The following is a 15417-nucleotide window of genomic DNA, read 5'->3' as shown; positions in this document are numbered from 1 at the left end:
TGGGTCAGCCGGTGGCGTCGTCGCTGTCCCAGTCGACGGTGCGCCGGTATTCGGGGTGGTTTTTGTCCATCTGGATGGCGGCGTGGATGGGCAGGGGGTGTCGGGTGCGATGTTCCCAGGCCAGGGCGTGGTTGCACAGCCGTGCCGTGGTCAGAGCGTAGGGGAGGGCGCCGTCCTCGGCGGGGCGCTGGATGACGGCGATCTCGGTGGCGGTGAGGTTGTGCCAGGTCTCGGCCTGCTGCTCCTGGTCGTCACACAACCAACGCCCCTGGCTGCGACCGGACTTGGCCGAGGGGGTCTTGCCGTCCATCTGGTGGGGGCGGCGGCTCATGATGAACGTGGTGTCGGTGCAGTCGAGTTGGAACAGTGCGTTGCTGGTCTTGTCGCCGTCGCTCGTGGTGCCGTTCTCGTCGATCTCGTGGAAGAGCGCGGGCAGCGGGATGCTGGGGTCGGCGCTGGAGGTGGTGCGGATGACGGCGCGCGGCCGATGTTCAGGCGCAAGGGTGGCTCCGGGCAGGGCGGGCCTGCCGTTGGCCAGGCCGTTGTCGTCGGGGAGCAGGTCGGCGTTCTTGTTCGACAGCAAAGGCCAGACGGGGCGGGTGGAGTCGCCGGAGACGTAGAGGACGTAGCCGCACTCGAGGTGCCGGCTCAGTTCGTACAGGGCGTGGTCGATGCGGCGGGGCAGGGTGTCGTCGCCGCGGCTGCCCTCCGGGATGGGCCGGCTGCGCGACAGACCCTGGGCGCGGGCGTAGTTGAACCAGCCGCCGTGGCCGCCTCGGCCGGCGGGAAGGTAGGCGAGGGCCTTCCACTGCTCGCCGACCGGCACGAACGCGGTGAGGACCCACATGAGTTTGGGTTCCTCGGTGCGGTTGGTGTGCTTCTCGCCGAGCTGGGCGCGCATGTGCAGGCCCAGGTGGGCGACGCGGTCCTTGAGCCCATGTCCCGTGGAGATGGCGCGGGTCAGACGGGGATGGACCAGGCCGGCGGCGCGCAGCATGTCACCGATGGCGTGGTGGCCGGGGAAGTCCGCGGCGAGCTCCATGCCGAGGGCCTCGAGCGGGCTCTGGGCCTCGCGTTCCTTCTTCTTCGAGCGCCGCTTTCTGGTTTCGGGGGTGAGGAACTGGGCGATGACGCCGTGCCGTGCCAGGTGGCGGGAGACCTCCGGTTTGGCATCGAGCGTGTACGGGTCGACGGTGCCGTCCTCCCCGCGGCGGGCGGCGCGCCGCTTGCGGCCCCATTCCTTGGCGTCGTACTCGGTCTCGACCAGGGCCAGCACTCCGGTGTCTTCGGCTTCCAGCCCGGGCAGGGCGTCGGTCAGCGCGCCGCGCCGGTCGTGGTGGCTGCCGTGGGACAGCAGCTCGGGGGCCCGGTGCAGCAACACCTCGGTGCAGCAGCCGAGTTGAACGATTTCGTCGTCGGGCATGCCGTCGGCGAGGTGGGGCTGGTTGAAGTGGTAGGCCAGCAGGCGCTGCATGCGGGTGCGCATGTCCTGGTGCTGGTACAGGGCCAGGACGCGCAGCTTGGAGCAGCCGGCGGCGGCCAGGATGTCTTTGAGGCTGGCGTCGTCGAGGAGGGTGGCATCGCGGCCGTACTCGGTCTTGCGGGCGCCCACCGAGAGGACTTTGGCGACCTGTCGGCCGTGGACGAGGTCCTGCCCGGTGACGGTGGACAGGTGCTCGGCGAGGGCGGTGATGGTGTGCAGGCCGACGCCCTTGCCGATGGGGAACGACTTCGAGAAAGGGATCAGCGCGCGGAAGTTGCCCGGCTTGCCGGACAGGTCCAGGGCGCTGAGGGGAAGGAATTCGTTGTCGTCAGCGCTGCGTGGGAAGACCGGGTCGTCCATCAGCCGTACCCAGGCGTTCAGGGCCAGGCGGCTGGTGTGCTCGAGGTGGGTGTACTTGCCCCTGCCGCCCAGATTAACCCGCAGCAGCGGGGCGGCGGGGGAGCGGGGCGCCCACCAGGCGGTGCGGGCGCCGTTGATCTGATTGCTCAGTCTCGACACGCGCGGTGTCATGACCACGAGCGGAACGGGAAGGGAGTGCAGCGACTTCATCGCCACTTCCACCCGCAGCGCGGCGTAGTGGCGCCTGACCTTCCACTCCTCCGCCTCCTGGGCCGCCTCGTCTGCCCCGGTCTCGCCTGTCTTCTCCTTGGCCGGGCGGGCCTCGAGCCAGGTGTTTGACCAGAGGTGTTCGGTGTCCCAGACCATCATGTTGTTCTCGGTGTCCGGGCGAAGCGGGATACTGCGGCCATCCGCCGTCAGGTCGGTCCGGGCCAGGAGGGAGGCGAGGTTCCAGCTGGCCGCGTCCCACACCCAGCCGTCGGCGTCCACCGCGTGCGGCCCGACACGGACGTGGTCCCACACCGCCACCTGCTCGGGCTCCTCCGAGGCGAACAGGTCGGCGAGGTCACTGGGGTGGGCCAGGGAGATCTCGTCCTGAGGGGTCTGCAGCAGCGCCTGCTCCCACAGCGCGACCGCGGCCCTCAGATGGGCCGGTGGCAGCTTCTTGGACAGGGCAAGGAACTGCGGCGGCTTGCTCTTGCTGGTGGGATACAACGATGCGCTGGTGGCGCCGCTGGCGCGCAGCACCATCAGCAGCCCGGCATAGGGCAAGTTGGCCTTCGAGCCGGTCTTGCCGCGGTAAATGGCACGCAGCTTCTTCCACTCGGGCTCGATCTTCTCGGGGAACCGGTACAGCCACACGGTGCCCATCAACGAGCTGGTCAACGGCGCGGCCAGCATGGACATGCGAATGTCATTCGACGGCATTACGGGGGTCCTTGGGCATCCGGGGGCGGGGCGGGGATGAGGGTGACGGCGTTGGGCAGCAGGTCCTCGCTGTGGGCGAGGTCGAGCCAGGCAGTGAGGGTGGAGCCGTAGACGCGGCGCAGGATGTCCTGCTCCTCCGCATCCAGCTGGCCGTAGTAGGAGCGCAGCAGCCGGGGGAAGTCGCAGCCCAACTGCTGGTTGAAGAAGGCGTGGTCGACCAGGTAGAGCTCGACGGGGGTGCCGCCGCGGCGTGCGCGCCCGGCCAGCTGGATGAGCTCGACGAGGATGCCCGCCAGGATCTCGGTCTTGAGGAACTTCGGCATGCGGGAGAACCGCGGGTCGGTGCGCAGCAGCAACTCCCGCTGGCGGACGGCTGCGGTGCGCTGGGAGGCGAGCATGCCGGCGGGATCGGCGCTGATGGTGCCGGAGGCGATGCCGCAGGCGTTGATGCTCGCGTACATGACGGCCGGCTCGTGCAGGTGGGTTAGGGGGCGCACGCCCACCCACACCGAAGCGAGCGCCGAGCGGTCGGTGTGGGGGATGAGGATGTTCAGGCCGCGGGAGACCACCGACAGCGGCGCGCAGATCACCTTCACCCGTGGGTGCGTGGCGGGCAGGTCCTCGAGTTCGTCGATGGTCACCCGCACCACGCCCTCGGGCAGATTCACAGCCTTCCCGGAAGCGGCCTGGTTGCTGCTGACGAGGACCGCGACCCATTCCGGGCGGCCGCACGCGGCCGCGATCCCGGCGGCCATCACCGCCGCGTGGAAGTAGGAGTTCCCGGCCAGCAGCGCCAGCTCCCGCAGCGGGTCGTTGCGGGCGACCTTCTCCAGGTGTGACGACAGCTGGGTGTGCCACAGCCGCTCGGCGAGCTTGCGCAGCTCGGAGGGTTTGTGTCTTTCCTCCACGCCGCCGATCGAGATGGGCTGCCAGCCCAGATCGGTGGACGACACGCTCCCGGCGTGGGCGGTGACCGCGCCGGGAGCGGCGTCGGTCATCACATAGGCGGGCAGGGCATGCACGTGCTGCAGGGCGGCCTTGGGGAAGAACGCGGTGGCGGACAGGCCCAGGACGCTGCGCCGTACTCCGGCGGTGGCCAGCGCGACGGTGTCGCCGAGGCGGACGGTGGAGGTGTGCGGATCGCCGCCCAGGGACTGCAGCGAGAGGCGGCCGGTGCCGCTGGCGTTCTTGTCGAGCTTGAACCCGTACAGGTTCTGTCCGAGCGGCCCGTAGGGAATCGGCTCGTCGCGGGGGAGCAGCCCCATGGTGGAGACCAGGTCGGTGGCAGCGTTCAACTGACCGAGCAGCGGCAGGATCGACCACTTCAGGGTGTGGAGCTCGTTGTGGAGCGCCCCGAGCCAGGCCCGCACGAGGAGGTCGTTGACCACAGCGGCGCGTTGGGAGGCGGGCACGTGGAACGGCGCGTCGGCCAGGATGCGGGCGATGGAGTGCTTGAAGACCGCGAGCTTTCTGCTGCGGCGGGTGCCTTTGACCTTGCCGGCCAGGGCCTGGCGGATCTGATCGGCGAGCGGCTGCCAGCCCGCCGGCAGCTCGGCACCGGACCGCTCGCCGGGGAAGAGGGCCAGGTAAGCCTGGTGCACCGCTTCGGTGATCTTGGCATCCGCCGAGGCGCCGGTCAGCAGGCGGCACAGCTCGGCATCTTTCTTGCCCACCATGTACCAGCCGGAGCCCGGGCGATTTTGCCGCTCTTGCTCGGAGTCCAGGTAGAGGTGCCCGGTAAGGACGTTGTCCAGGAAGGTTTCGCTGAGCCGGCGCGCCTCCATCAACGGGCCGGTCACCAGCAGGTTCTCCAGCGCCGACAGGCCGCCCCGGTGCCGGTCGACCTCTTCCAGCCGCCCCGCGTGGCCCCGCCCGCGGCTGATGAGGGTGAACTCCTGCGCGCCCTGCGTGCACCAGGTCGCCTGGAAGGCGTCGACCTCGTCGATGATGACGACGCGGCAGCGCCGCAGCACGAACTCCAGCACACTCATGTCATGGACGATCCGCTCGCCGTCCACCTCGACGGGCACCTTGCAGCGTCCACGGATCAGGTTGTGGTGGTTGGTGACGATGATGTCGGCCTCGGCGGCCTGCCGGATGTGCTCGAAGCGCCGGCAGACACCCATACGCGGGCACAGATGCTTGCCGGCCTGCTCCGGCTCGGCGGGACCGGCGACCCACTCCATCTGGGCACAGGGGAGCCTGGTGCGGTCCAGCCGCGGGCCGTCCACCTGCCAGCCGGTCATCTCGCAGCCACCGGCGAACTGCTCGAAGCGGTCCTCACGGCCCTGGGCGAATGCGAGCGCGGCCTGGTCGTCGTGGCGTGAGGACGCCACCCACGCCACCACACGCAGCGGCTTGCCGGACCGCTCGGCAGCCTCCCGGACAGCGGCGGCCGTCTCCTCGACCAGCCCGTTCTCCGCGGCCAACTGCTCGGCGGTCTGCAGGCCTTCACGGATGCGGCCCACCACGATGAGGACCGGGCCCTGTCCGCCGGCGGCCAGCAGGTGCGCCGCATCCCGCATCAGCACGCTCTTGCCCACTCCGGTGGGCGCATTCAGCAGCGTCATCGGCCCCGCGGGCAGCCGCAACTCTGCCGCCGTGCGCCCGTAGGCGTCGGTGAGCCGGTCGAAGAACCCCTGAAGCAGACCCGGTTTCCACCCGAACTTCTCCGGCTTGGCGATTGCCTGGCCCACCACGCGGTCCATCACCGCTTGTCGCGGCAGCCTCACCTCCTCAAGGAACGGCTCGGTGTGCAACCGGACCGGGGCCACGAAGGCGTCCTTCTCGCTGGCAGGAATCTCCACTGTGTACAGACGCTCCCGCCCGAAGGACCACAGGCCCTCACCGGCCGTCGGCAGCACCCTGTGGAGCATGGCCCGGTACTCCTCGGCCTCCTGGACGAGATGCTCGGCCAGGACGAGGGGCTCTTGCGCGTGGCAGGCCACCAACCAGTGGGTCTCATCTGCGTTCGACTCTCCCGGAATCCGGAACAGCGCAGTGGGAGCTACCGCGTACTCCAAGACCGCCTCGCGGAACGTGTCCGGTTGCGCCAGGTCCCCCTCCTGCTTCAGTGCCTGCCACAGCCGGCCCACCAGCTCGTACTCGGCGCGCGGCAGCGACAGCCACCTCCCCCATGCATCGGTGCGCCGGGCGGCGAACATCTGCGCGAAGTCCAGCGGCACACCGCGACGGCCATCGACGGTCTCGAATGCGAAGTACTGCTCGGACAGGGCGAGATACGCCGCGATGGCGCAACGCTGCAACGCCTCACGGACATCGCCGCTCACCACTCACCCCGGCACCAGCGAAGAACCTCGGCGACGAAGTCCTTGTCGGTCATCACTTCAAGGTCCCGCCGCCCCGCAAGGCGCGCCTGCAGCAGCGGAAGGTCGGACCGCTGCCGGTGGGGGACCACGATCGTCAGCGGCACCGGCGCGGCCAGCACGGGACGCTCCAGCAGGGCATCGGCCAGGGCCCCGAAAGATCGCCACGCCTTCGCATCCACCCGCCACTCTTTGGCCACCAGCGGCTCGGCGGCTGTGATGCGCAGGTCGTAGCGGTCACTGCCGGGGTACATGAGGACGTCGAGACCGGCGATCCCCGTCAGCGCGTCCCGGATCGCGAATTCCATGCGCCCCGGCAGGGTCATGTACCGCCACATCGTCCGGGAGACCGCGAAGTAGTCGCCGGCAGCGGGAAAGCCCTCCACTCGACCGGCTGAGGCCCCGCCGCCCTCCAGGACCGGAGGGCCGCTGCTGCCCCGCACCGGGCGGTAGGTGTACTGCACCCCCTCCAGCAGATGGGCGTCGCACGCGACGGCGAAGACCCCCTGCCCGGCGGGCTGTGCGCGCATCGGCCAGGCACAGGCAGGACACGGGAAGCACCAGCCCGCCGCGTTGCACCACGGCCAGGACGCAACCGGCTCGAAGAATCCGAACCGCCCCCACAGCCCGTCCCACTTCTCCCACAGCACGCCCTGCTGCGCCACCGGATCACTCGCCAGCAGCTCGCGCACCTTCGCGTAGTCGTCGGGCGGAAGCCGCCGGATCTCCGCGTACAGCTGCTGCTCCTCCTGCTCGGCACGCAAGCGCGCCCAGGGCCAGTACTCCATCAACGCCTGCTGAGGCACGAGGTGTTCGCGGCCCAGGTCCTCCACGGCGTCGCACAGCAGGCCGTCCTGGTCCAGCAGCCTCATCTCGCCGAGCGGGTCACCTTCTTCCTCGCCGCTGGCAGGCAGGAGGGGCGCAAGTCCGTGGCGCAAGCCGCGCCGCAGCGCATGCATGTCCAAGGCGGCGGCTGCACCGGCGCCGTGTGCCGAGCGCAGGACTCCCAGGCAGTCGATGAGGCGGGCGGCTCGCTGGCCCGGCTCGCCAGTGCGGTCCGCTTCCGCGACGGCGGCTGCGCAGCACGCGGTCAGCGCCAGGTCACGGCGCCATCGGAGGGTGTTCCGTTCCACGAGGCCCATAACGGGTAAATAAGCGAAAAAACCAATAAACCTCGCATACAGTGCCGATTGTGATCGTCAAGACCGCCCCATCGGCCCAGCAGGACACCCCGTCACGCGAGACGACCGAGCACTGGCTATGGGCCGCCGCCCCGGACACCCCCCTGACCGAGGACGACCACCCCTGGAGCGGCAAGTGGCTCTGGTTCACCCCGCTCAGCCTCCTCGACCGCTCCTGGGCCACGATCCGCACCGCAACCGAGGACGGCCTCCTCGGCTACCGCAGCAAGGCGGCCACGCTCATCAACGCCCGCACCAAAAGCGACGACACGCGCCGCCCCATCTGCGTCTACACCCGAGACTGGCGCAACATCGACGACGTCCAACGCGTCCTGACCAGCCTGCGGGCCCTCGGCATCGTCGACGTCCTGCTCTACAAGACCGACAGCGACACCCGCAAAGGCCGCTACGGCACCGGCGCCAGCACCTTCGTAGCGCCTGCCACCAAGATGAAACTGGTCATCCCCAAACGCACCCGTGAGGCACTCGAGCACCAGCACGCTGCCCGAGCCCAGGCCCGCAGGGCTGCCGCGGCGCGCAGAAAGGCTCCCGTGCCCAAGTCCACCTGAACAGGCTGCCTGTGCTTCCGTCGGGAGAGAACAGACGCCGCTGCGGAGCCCGACCACCCCGCGGGCGAAGCATCCGCCACCTGCATCAGCTGCCGTGTCCCTGCTGCGCAGGGCGGGCGGGGCGCACAGCTCACGGGACAAGGGCGCTGGCGGGCAGTGACAGGTCGAGCCGGGGCAGACGTCCGGCGTGCGCGCGCAGATGGCGTGCTTCGGCAACCATGACGGGGGCGAACACGCCGTCTGCGGGCGGGTGGGCCGTCAGGCGGTGGTGGGCGCGAGCGCCAGCCAGCAGCGGGCGTGCCCAGGCAGGAACGGCGTGCAGCGGGCAGTGCCGATGGCCGACCCCGTGGAGCTTGATGGCACAGACGTCGCCGGTGATGTCGAGGTCGCGGGTGAAGCGCAGGCTGCCCAGACCGGCCCGGGTTAAGGCCAGCACGCTCAGTGCTCCGGCGATGAGCGGGTGCGCGAGAACGGCCAGAGCGGCGGCCTCCTCGGACGCAATCTCGAGGGCAGGGACGGTATGGACCAGCTGCGCCGTTGCCGTCGCGCTGGAACAAGGGTGAGCCGGCCGCCCGGGCCTCAGCGACGCCGCCCGAGTCTCCCGCGGCTGCTGGGCGGGTGACTGCCCCGCCACCGCCACCGTCGCCGGCCCCGCCATTGGTGGAACAGGAGGGAAGGACGGGCGTGCGCATCGAGGCGGTGGAAGTGGTCCTCGTCCTCTGCGGGCAGCCTGCCGTAGTCCATGTCGCCGCTCACGCGTTCTCCTCAGAGGTGTCGTTTCCCGGCTCGTCCGCGGCCGGGGGGACCGGGCGGGCCCAGCCGTCCGGGACGGGCTGGTGCGGGATGTAGCCGGGATCGGCCCGCCGCAGGTCCGTGACATCCGATTCGGCAAGTTCTGCCTCGGCCTCCGCCTCGGTCAGCGCACCCAGACGCTCGGGCGGGGCGGCGGTGGTGACGGCCTCGAAGCGCTCGCGGCGCAGCCGTGCGGCGGCCTTCATGTCCGCGCGAAGCCGCCGCGCCTTGGCGGTGCGGGCTTTGCGGACCTTGTTGACCTGTTCCTCGCTGGCCGCCTCGGCCAGGACGGCGCTGCCCAGGTGCACACCGTCCAGGCCGAAGACCTCGATAATCATGTCGTGGTGGGGCAGGTGGCGCACCACGACGCGGACGCCGGCCTGGCCGACCATCCAGGGGGCGATGTAGTGGCGGTTGCGCCACTGCACGCCCTGCGTGGTGATGGTGCGGGTGCGCCCGTCGTCCTCGAGCCCGAAATGGGCCAGCTGCTCGGCGGCAACGTCGTGCAGGGGAGTGGGATCGCACGACCACGCCTGCATCGGGGTGCGGCCGCCCAGCGCCCTGGGCTGGTGCTCGGTGTTCCACCAGTGCACCCACTTCAGCAGCAGCTCCACAAACGCCTCGAAGGAGAGCGCGGGCTCGTCCGGATCCGCGGTGCGCCCGCCGGTGAGCGTCTGCCGGTGCACGTAGCGCGGCATGGAGACGAACAGCATGTCCTCGACCGCGCCGTTGAGCGCCTCGATGGTGCCCTTCAGGTGCGGGCTGTAGGCCGGGAGATCGACGACGGGCACGGCGAAGGCGCCCAGGGCCGAGGCGACGGTGGCACACAGGAACTCTTTGCCGCGGTCCACCCTGATCAGGCCCGGCAGGCCGCCGGCCGGCCCGAAGGGATCGGAACGGTCCAGGGCCATCCGCAGGGCCGCCAGCACCGCATCCGCGCTGGGGGCGTGGGGGGTCACGGCCACCCCCGTGATGACTTTGGTGTGGCAGTCGATGAACCAGGTCACCCAGGGCTGCACGAGCTGGTCCTCGAGCAGCACGCGCACGGGCACACACTTGTGGTCGCCCTCCCAGGCGGCGTTGCGGTGCGCGGGAGGGCGCTGCCCGAACACGTCGAAGGCCCGCCGGGCGGCCTCCCCCTTGGCGAGCCCGGCCCGCTCCCCGGGCGTCAGGTCCCGGCGCAGCGCCCGGTGGAGCGTCGACAGCGACGGGGTCGCAGGCAGCCGGGGATCGTCCAGGGCCCGCTGCTTAAGCTCACGGTGCACGGCGGAGGCGTTGCCTCCCCACACCACCAGCAGCCGCCGCAGTTCAGGGGTGACGCGGAACCGTGTCCGGGACGCTGCATCGACGTGGCCGGTGGCGCGCGCCTCGGCGACCCACCGCCACACCGCCCGCTCCGAGCGGCCCACGGCCGTGGCGACCAGCTTCACGTGCGCGCTAGTCAGCTCGCCGCTCTGGTCCAGCGACAGCAACCGTGGCAGCGCAGCCAGCCGCCCCGTGCGGGCGGTGAACACCGCTTTGCCGGCACCCTGCGTGCCGGCAGAAGAGTCACTCATGCGGTCTGCTCCTTACATGGATACGAATCGTGGAAAAGACCGGAAGTGCCGTGCCTGCGCCGGGCGTTGGCGGTGCCAGAAGGCGGACGGCACTGGCATTACCGGCCGTTTGTCAGGGCCGTGATGCGGCGTCATGCCGGGGGAGGGCGGGTACGGCGGAGCCGTCAGCCCGTACCGGCTGCGAGCGTCGGCAACTTCGCTGGGAGGGGGTGTGCTTCTCGAAGGCCCGGCTGCTCCAAGGGGCAGGCTTATGCCGGGGCATCGGGGCCGCCCGGCGCTGGCCGGCCTTGTTGCGGCACCTGGGGTGGAAGGCTGCGGTCGGCGCTGAGCTGAATGCTTGTCAGCGCCGGCCGCAGGGCTTCCTGGGGCGCCTGCATGCGCCGGGAGGAAGTACGGGATTGGCCGGGTGCAGGAAGGGAGGAGAGCTACCGGTGTCCCACGGTGCTGCCCTGGGGCGGGCGGTTCCTCGGCGACACTGCTGGCCGGCCCGGTGTTGCTCAGGCGTGTTCCAGCATGCGCCGGATCCCGTCGCGGATGGTCGTGGCGCGTTGTTGCGGCGTGAGCCAGGTGGCTGTGGAGCCCTGGGCGGTCTTTTCGACGAACAGCACGTCTTCGACGGCGTCGGCCACCGGATACAGGTGGCTGATGACCGCGAGGGTCTTGTCCTGGATTGCAGCATTGCTCAGGACGGGAAGAGTGGCCTCCAGGCGGTCGGAGTCCAGGGAGGCGAACCCTTCGTCCAAAAACAGGCTCTCCAGCTTGCTGTTGCTGCGGTTGTGAAGTTCCACGAATGCCAGTGCCAGCGCGAGGGAGGTCTGGAATTTCTCCCCGCCGGAGAGCGTCTCTCGGCCGCGCGTGAGATTCGTGGCGGACTCCACGATCTTGAAGTCCTCAGTGAACGCATAGAGCCCGGTGGAGATCTGCTGGAGGATTCTGCTCCCGTAGCGGAGCAGCGCATGGGTGCGCTGGTCTGTGAGATAGGTGAGGAACTTCGTGTCGGTGAGCTGGTCCCTCACTCTCCTCCACACCGCGGCCTGTTCATCCGCGGCGGTGATGGCAGCGTCCAGTGCCTCGGCGTAGGGGATTTGGGACCGTGCGGTACGCAGGTCGGACTTGGCCTTATCGTGCGCCGTTTCCGCGTCGCTCGTCTTGCGGCTGAGCGGGTCGAGAACGGCGGGTGCCAGCAGGTCGCTCTTCTCCGGCACCGGGAAACCCGGGTCATCGTCGGTTTCGTCGGCGCCGGCCCCCGCCTGGAGGGTGAGGTCCTTCTCGAACGCGTGGATGGCGTTCGTGGCTCGCTGCCCGGATTGTTCCAGTGCGCCCGCCAGTTGCCGACTCAGGGAGGCGAGGGCCAGGTAGTAGTCGACGACGACGACCAGGTCGGATCCGTCCGGGACAGGAGGCAGTTCCTTGGGTGCCTCGCCGTCAAGGAGACTGTCCGCGTCGGTGGCAGCGTCCGCCCAACGTTCCAGCTTCTTGAGGAGATTACGGGTGGGAGTCTCCACCTTGCGCTGGCGCCGTCCGTCCAGGGCCTGCCGGAGCTCGGCGTGTTCGGTGAGGGCCTGCTGTGCTTCGTCGCGTGCCTGTGCTGTCTGTTCGAGCTGTGCAAGGCGCTGACCGGCTGTCTCCAGCGCTGAGGCGATGTCCTTCGGGGAGGGGAGGTCCTGCGGTGTGTCCTGGACGGGTCGTACCGAGGCCGGGAGGCCGGCGACCTCGGTCAGCAGTGTCTGCAGGTCGCTCTCGTAATGCAGTTGGGTCTTCTCCAGCCGTTTGCGTTCACGCTGCAAGCGGCCGCGCTGGCGTTTGAGGTCGGCCCGGGCCGCCTCCTTCTCGGCCTGCGCGGTCGCCAGCTCCGCTTGGGCGCTCGTGTGGGCCGCGAGCGTTTCTGCTTCCGCAGCGCGCAGCGGCTGGACGAGTGTCTTGACCGCACGGGTGATCTGGGCCCGGTTCTTGGGGTCGCTGCCCGCGAGGACACGCGCCTGCGCGGCCGTCTGCCGGCTCAGCGTGTCCAGAGTCGTGGCCACGCCCGGCACGACGTCCGGCCGCATCGTGTCCACCAGCTCCTGCAGCTGAAGCAGCGAAATGTCCATGCGCTCGAGGGCGGCCAGATGCGCGCGCTGATGCTTCTGGGCCGTCTGCTCGGTCGCGCTCAACGTGGCTGTTGCCTCCGCTGCGGCGGTGACAGCTGTGTTCACGGCTTTCGAGGACTTGGTGAGCTTCCCTCTGGCTTTGCCAAGCGCCTTGCCGTCCAGCGGGGAGGGGGGAGTGAAGTCGGTCGGAAGGGGCCGGACGCAGACCGGGCACGCGTCCCCTGGCGCCAGAGCGGAACCCGCCGTGTGGGCGGCTTCGCCGCGCTCCACCGCAGCAAGCGCCTCCTCGGCCTCTTCCCGTGCCCCGCGCAGCTGACGTAGCTCAGCTTCCAGCTTGCCGACGCGGCCGCGCTGCTCCTCGACTGCCTCGAGTGCCGTGTTGGCCGACTGCAGATGTGCCGCCGCGGCGGCGGCTTCCTGCAGCGGGCCCCGGACGGCCTCCTGGATCTGGTCGGTATGTGCGCGGGCCTGGGTGACGGCATGCTGTGCCAGGTCGGCTTCCTCGACGAGAACCGCCAGGCGCTGCTCGTGCTCGGCCAGCTCCTGCTGTGCCTGCGTGTGCTCCTGCTCATGTTCGCCGTGCTGCAGCTGCTCCTGTTCAAGCCGCTGCATCAGGGCGTCCAACCCCGCTGTACGGCCCGGCAGGCCGGAGAACACAGTCACCGCACCGGACAGGGACCGGACCGTGTCACCGGCCCGCGTGGCCGCCTCCAGGGCGGCCTGCGCCACCTCCAGCTTCAGGCTCAGATCACGTCCGGCCGCTTCCTGCGCTGCGGCTTCGGCATCGAGCTCCGTCGTCACCTTGGCCAGCGTGGCCAGGGTGACAGCCGCATCCGGGACGCTGCGCTCACGCAGCAGCCGTGCCGCCTTGTCCAGAGCGGCCTTTCGGTGCTTGTGTGCGACGGCCCGCCCCTGTGCCGCGCGCAGAGCGGCCAGCCGCTCACGCCGGCTGGCCGCGAGGCCACGCGTACGCTCCACATCCAGCGCCGCCTGTGTGGCGACGGCATGGGGATCTCGCAGGAGGTCCGCCCGGGCACTCCTGGCGTCGAGGATGCCCGCGCTCAAGCGTTCCAGTCGAACGCCGGCGTGCTTGCGCACACGTTCCAGTTCGTTGATGCCGAAGACGTGCCGCAGGATGTCGGCGCGGTCGCCTTTGTTCGCCTTGAGCAGGTTGTCGAACTTCCCCTGGGGCAGCAGGACCGTACTGACGAAGCCCTTCCAGTCCAGCCCGATGAGCTGGGTGACGGCTTCTGTCACCGCGCGCATGTTGTCGACCCGCAGGTCGGCGCCGCCTTCGGCCATGGACTCCAGAACAGCCTGCGGCTTCCTGTGGTTTGCATACAGGGTGCGCCGCACCCGCCACGGGCGGCCGTTCACGGAGAACTCGAACGTCACGTGCATGCTGGGGCTGCCGGTGCTGATCAGCTCATAGGCTTCCTCGGCTTTACTCGACCACGAACTCGCCCCGTACAGGCCGAAGACAAACCCATCGAGGACAGTGGACTTGCCGGCGCCGGTAGGGCCCAGGATGGCGAACCGGCGCTTCCCGGTGAAGTCGATGGTGCAGGTGCCGTGGTAGCTGCGCATTCCGCTGACGATGAGCCGGCTGGGCTTCACGACGCCTCCGTCCAGGTGTTGTCCAGCGCAGCGCGGAGCATTTCCTCGGCCGGGACCGGGGGCAGCGTCTCGTCGTCGAGCTCGTTGAGCAGGTGGGTGAATGCGGTGACGGTGGACTCTGCGGCAGCGCCGCTCAGTCCCTCGGATGCCAGGTAGGCGCGGAAGGCGTCGGGGAGCTCCGGCTCCTCGCCGGGATCACCGTCCATGACAGCGTCGGCGGCCGCCTCCCGTGCCGGTACGGGGTTGACGAGGATCGCGTTCGGGACGATCTCGGCGATCTTCTGGCTGAGGAGCCCGTCCGGCTCTTCGCCGGCGATCACCGCTTTGAGGAAGGTCCCGTCGTACTGGGCGGCCGCGGCCTTCAACTCCTCCAGGGTCCCGGGGAAGTGGGCCAGCCGTCGGCCGCTTGAGAGCCGGCGGGGCAATGCCCTTACCGGTCGTCCGGGGTCGGCGTCGACGATCACGACGCTTTTGGATTCGTCGGCTTCGCCGAAGTCCATGGCGAGCGGACTTCCCGCGTAGCGGGCGATGCACTTGGCGCCCCGCACCGGTTGCGGGCGATGGATGTGCCCGAGAGCGGCGTAGGAAACCTCCGGAAGATTCTCGGGGCCGGTCTCGAAGCCGTCGTCCACGGCCCGTTCGCTCGGGGAGCGTTGGGCGCCGGTGACGTACACATGGGCCGCGAACAGCAGGATGTCCCGGTCGGGGTCGTACCCCTCGTGCATGGCTCTCATCAGCTCCGCCTGCAGCCCGCGCATCCCCTCGGCGTAGTCGGCGTACGACGTGCCGGTCGCCGACTGCTGCCAGAAGTGGTTCGGATGCACGAACGGCAAGACGGCCAGGCGGATTCGCTGCTCACCGCCGCAGGCGTCGAAGGTGAGGACACCGCCGTCGTCCGCCGGGCGGAACCGGTCGGCGAAGAACAGGCCCCGGCCCCGCAAGGGGCCGTTCATGGAGCCGAAGAACTTGAAGTATGCGGGGGAGTCGTGGTTGCCGGCCAGGACCACGGTGGGGGCGATGGCGGCGAGTTCGATCAGGGTGTCCATGGCGCGCGACATGGCCCGGATGGTGGGACGGGAGTGGTGGAACAGATCGCCGCTGTGGACGATCAGATCCGGCTGGCTTTCCTGGGCGATGGCCACGATCTCGGCCAGGACGGCGTCGAAGTCCTCTTCGCGGGCGTGCCCGTGAAAGATGTGGCCTAAATGCCAGTCGGAAGTGTGGAGCAGTCTCATGCCTTCGTGCGCCCTTCTGGGAAGCGAGGCGTAGGAGGGCACCGGTGGTGCCTTATGAGCCCGGGACTGTACACCAAATTCCCTGGAGTAAAACTGGTAGTCCCGAGTTTCTGCTAGCGTCCGGGCATCAACGAGCACATGATCGATCTCGACGAGCTCCTGCAGTAGCTGCAGGAGACGGTCCGGCGGACACTCGCGCAGCACGCTACTTTCCAAGTGCCCCTTAAGAAAGTGAATTTGACACGCACTCGACTCACCTGGAACGTTCTGGGCAGGCTCAG

At 69.6% G+C, this 15417-nt stretch carries 8 protein-coding genes; 1 reads left to right on the top strand and 7 read right to left on the bottom strand.

Annotation, left to right across the window (positions count from 1 at the left end):
- Positions 1 to 4: 4 nt before the first annotated feature.
- Genes ACGFT2_RS14605 through ACGFT2_RS14595 form a run of 3 tightly spaced genes read right to left on the bottom strand, consistent with a single transcriptional unit; the run spans position 5 to position 6968 of the window.
- The gene (locus tag ACGFT2_RS14605; protein WP_393277733.1) at positions 5 to 2749 is read right to left on the bottom strand and encodes an RNaseH domain-containing protein; all 2745 of its coding nucleotides are present in this window, start codon (positions 2747 to 2749) and stop codon (positions 5 to 7) included.
- 20 nt (positions 2750 to 2769) lie between these two features.
- Positions 2770 to 6060 (bottom strand): hypothetical protein, encoded by a 3291-nt coding sequence (locus ACGFT2_RS14600; protein WP_393277731.1) that lies wholly within the window; start codon positions 6058 to 6060, stop codon positions 2770 to 2772.
- Positions 6057 to 6968, bottom strand: coding sequence for a hypothetical protein (locus ACGFT2_RS14595; protein WP_393277729.1), 912 nt, complete (start codon positions 6966 to 6968; stop codon positions 6057 to 6059). Before ACGFT2_RS14595 ends, ACGFT2_RS14600 begins: the two co-directional genes overlap by 4 nt.
- Positions 6969 to 7288: 320 nt before the next feature.
- Here ACGFT2_RS14595 and ACGFT2_RS14590 point away from each other — a divergent pair, with 320 nt between their 5' ends.
- The gene (locus ACGFT2_RS14590; protein ID WP_181801076.1) at positions 7289 to 7846 is read left to right on the top strand and encodes a putative phosphothreonine lyase domain-containg protein; all 558 of its coding nucleotides are present in this window, start codon (positions 7289 to 7291) and stop codon (positions 7844 to 7846) included.
- Between the two features lie 130 nt (positions 7847 to 7976).
- Here ACGFT2_RS14590 and ACGFT2_RS14585 read toward each other — a convergent pair whose 3' ends face one another.
- From ACGFT2_RS14585 to ACGFT2_RS14570, 4 genes are all read right to left on the bottom strand, one after another.
- The gene (locus tag ACGFT2_RS14585) at positions 7977 to 8282 is read right to left on the bottom strand and encodes a hypothetical protein (protein WP_393277727.1); all 306 of its coding nucleotides are present in this window, start codon (positions 8280 to 8282) and stop codon (positions 7977 to 7979) included.
- A 316-nt stretch (positions 8283 to 8598) separates the two neighbouring features.
- A complete protein-coding gene (locus tag ACGFT2_RS14580) occupies positions 8599 to 10194 on the bottom strand; it encodes a Mu transposase C-terminal domain-containing protein (RefSeq protein ID WP_393277725.1) in 1596 nt (531 codons plus the stop codon).
- A gap of 497 nt (positions 10195 to 10691) precedes the next feature.
- A complete protein-coding gene (locus ACGFT2_RS14575; RefSeq protein ID WP_393277723.1) occupies positions 10692 to 13901 on the bottom strand; it encodes an AAA family ATPase in 3210 nt (1069 codons plus the stop codon).
- The gene (locus ACGFT2_RS14570) at positions 13898 to 15136 is read right to left on the bottom strand and encodes an exonuclease SbcCD subunit D (protein ID WP_391744251.1); all 1239 of its coding nucleotides are present in this window, start codon (positions 15134 to 15136) and stop codon (positions 13898 to 13900) included. The genes ACGFT2_RS14575 and ACGFT2_RS14570 overlap by 4 nt, the downstream gene beginning before the upstream one ends.
- Positions 15137 to 15417 lie beyond the last annotated feature (281 nt).

This window comes from Streptomyces sp. NPDC048514 (assembly GCF_043199955.1).
Taxonomy (GTDB): Bacteria; Actinomycetota; Actinomycetes; order Streptomycetales; family Streptomycetaceae; genus Streptomyces.
Note: the sequence above shows the minus strand (reverse complement) of the source record. Positions and strands in the feature narration are given on the sequence as shown.